Here is a 2,383-nt window from a genome sequence, read left to right as displayed (position 1 = left end):
GGCCAAGGCCGGCTTGAGCTTCGACCAGACGCTGCTGTTTGGAACCGGCGGCGTCGCCATGACCAAATTCGACAAGGGCGACAAGGTGAACGATATCGACGGATGGAAACTCGGCTATCTGGTCGGCGGCGGCATCGAGCAGGGTTTTGCCGGCGGCCTCTCGGCCAAGGTCGAATATGACTATGTGCGCACCCCAGGCGTCGAAACGACGTCCGCCCTGGGCAAATCCAAGGCGACGATCGGCAGCCATGAACTGAAGGCCGGCATCAACTACCGGTTCTAGGGCAGGCCATGGGTTCCGTTGAACCTGTTCTGTATTCTGCTTGAACGACCTTGCGCGGCGCCCGGATGCAACGGGGCCGCGCGATTGCTTTGCCTCCATCCGCACCGTCATCGACGCATGTCGGCAGACCGCATTTGGGTGCCAGGTCCTGCGTAATGCCGATGCAATCTTCACGTCCTAAAGCGCGTCGCATCGAAACGGATCATGCGGCCCGCTTCAGGTTTTGTTTTGTGCATGTCGTTGTCCCAAAACCGGGACCGCTTTTGGGCGACATGCATTCGGTGCCGCGGATGACCTTGATGACGGGAATCGGATATGTCCAAACGCAGCGCAAACCATCTGGTGTGGATCTCCAAGGCGTTCTTCATCGCGATCGTGCTGGTGCTGACGGGATGCGCCTCCGACATCATGAAGAACTACATCGGGCAACCGGTCGAATCGGTCATTCTGGACTACGGGCCGCCGACCGCCGTCGTTGATCTCGGCCGGGGCGAGCGGGCCTATCAGTGGCGGAAAATATCCACCAATGCGGTTTCCGGAAGCTCCAGCGGCGAAGTTCGCCACACAAAACACGGAACCGTCTACGAAGAAACCGAAACGCCTGGCTATATCGAGCGCCAGGAATGCTTCTATACGTTCTATGCCCGCGCCTCGGGCGGCAGATGGTTCATCACCAATTTTCGTCAACCGAAGCTGGAATGCGAATGAATTGCCACAGCGTGCCGGCTGCCTGTGACGGAGAGTGCGCATGCGCATCCTGCTGATCGAGGACGAGCCGGAAATGGCCTCGGTGCTGAAGACCGCGCTCGAGCGCCAGGACATCATCGTCGACCATGCCGCGACACTGGCGGATGCCGAAGCCGTGGCGCGGCTCGGCCACCATGACGCGGTGGTGCTGGACCGCCGGCTGCCGGATGGCGATGGCCTCAGCCTGATCCCGCGCCTGCGGGCCTTGCATCTGGACGTGCCGGTGATCGCGTTGACGGCGCTCAGCGGGCTCGACGATCGCGTGGCGGGGCTCGACGCCGGCGCCGACGACTACATGGTCAAGCCGTTCGCCACGGTGGAACTGGTCGCCAGGCTCAATGCCTTGCACCGGCGTTCGTTCACCACGCGTGCCAATCAGGTGATGGTCGGCCGCCTCACCTATGATTTCCGCCATCGCGAGGCGCTTGTCGAGGACCAGGCGCTGGAACTGCCGCGGCGCGAGCGGCTGGTGCTCGAAACGCTCATCCGCAGGCCGGGGCGGACGATCATGCGCGGGGCGCTGGAAGAAGCCGTCTATGCTCTCGACGACGAGATCGGCTCCAATGCATTGGATGCGCACATTTCGCGGCTGCGTCGCAAGCTCGACGACGTCGCTGCCGGCATCGAGATCAGGGCGATCCGCAACCTCGGTTATCTCTTGCGGGCCGCCTCGTGAAGAAGTCGCGCACGCGATCGCTGCAATGGGTGCTGGTGCGGCGGATGATCCTGTTGCAGGCGGCGACGCTTCTTGTCTTCATCGTGCTGTGCGCGGCCGCGCTGTGGATCGCCGATCCACGGCTTCTTGTCGACAACGAGGCTGCCGTCGCCACCCTCAAGGATGCCGTCGATCGTGACGGCAACGGCAGATTGATCGTCCATGAGACCGATGGATTGCGTTCGTTTCGTAAGGGGTTCCCCAATGTCTGGTACATCATCCGCGACAACAACGGCCAGAGCATCCGCTTCGGCAGCATACCCGACGTCTACACCAGGAATTTTGGCGATCTGCTGGGCCAGGCCGATCACGCCACCATCGGATTTTCCGAAGATGATTTGAGGCCGGAGGCCTACCTCGAAAAAGTTTCGACCAAGGCTGGCACGGTTCAGATCATTGCCGCGACGCGATCGTCGCGGGAAGAGACCGACGGCCTCGAAGTCACCATTTCGGCCACCATCGACGTCGCCAAGAACCCGGACGGCAGCAGGAACTGGGAGAAGGCGCTTCCCGCTCTCGCGGCCATCATCGTCATCCTGCTGCTGCCGATCGTCCTCGTCATGGGAGCCACGACCCTGGTGACGACGCCAGCCGTCGTGCGCCGGTCGTTTGCCGGCCTCGTCGACACCGTCCAGCAG

The 2,383-nt window shown here is 62.2% G+C and carries 2 protein-coding genes and 2 pseudogenes; all 4 read left to right on the top strand.

The genetic code is table 11. The annotated features are described in order from the left end of the window. Positions 1–283: pseudogene (locus EN884_RS33185) on the top strand (porin family protein); the annotation flags it as partial. Between the two features lie 315 nt (positions 284–598). After that, positions 599–991, top strand: a complete 393-nt coding sequence (locus tag EN884_RS33180; protein WP_013533622.1) for a hypothetical protein — start codon at positions 599–601, stop codon at positions 989–991. A gap of 40 nt (positions 992–1,031) precedes the next feature. Then, positions 1,032–1,706 (top strand): response regulator transcription factor, encoded by a 675-nt coding sequence (locus EN884_RS33175; RefSeq protein ID WP_013533623.1) that lies wholly within the window; start codon positions 1,032–1,034, stop codon positions 1,704–1,706. Beyond that, positions 1,703–2,383: pseudogene (locus EN884_RS33170) on the top strand (sensor histidine kinase); the annotation flags it as partial. The gene EN884_RS33175 and the pseudogene EN884_RS33170, both read left to right, overlap by 4 nt.

Source organism: Mesorhizobium sp. M7A.F.Ca.AU.001.01.1.1 (genome assembly GCF_004022735.1).
Classification (GTDB): Bacteria; Pseudomonadota; Alphaproteobacteria; order Rhizobiales; family Rhizobiaceae; genus Mesorhizobium; species Mesorhizobium ciceri.
Note: the sequence above shows the minus strand (reverse complement) of the source record. Positions and strands in the feature narration are given on the sequence as shown.

Bases quoted from the DNA above. Each gene is read 5' to 3' on its own strand.
- EN884_RS33180 (WP_013533622.1), top strand. From the start codon at position 599: ATGTCCAAACGCAGCGCAAACCATCTGGTGTGGATCTCCAAGGCGTTC.
- EN884_RS33175 (WP_013533623.1), top strand. From the start codon at position 1,032: ATGCGCATCCTGCTGATCGAGGACGAGCCGGAAATGGCCTCGGTGCTG.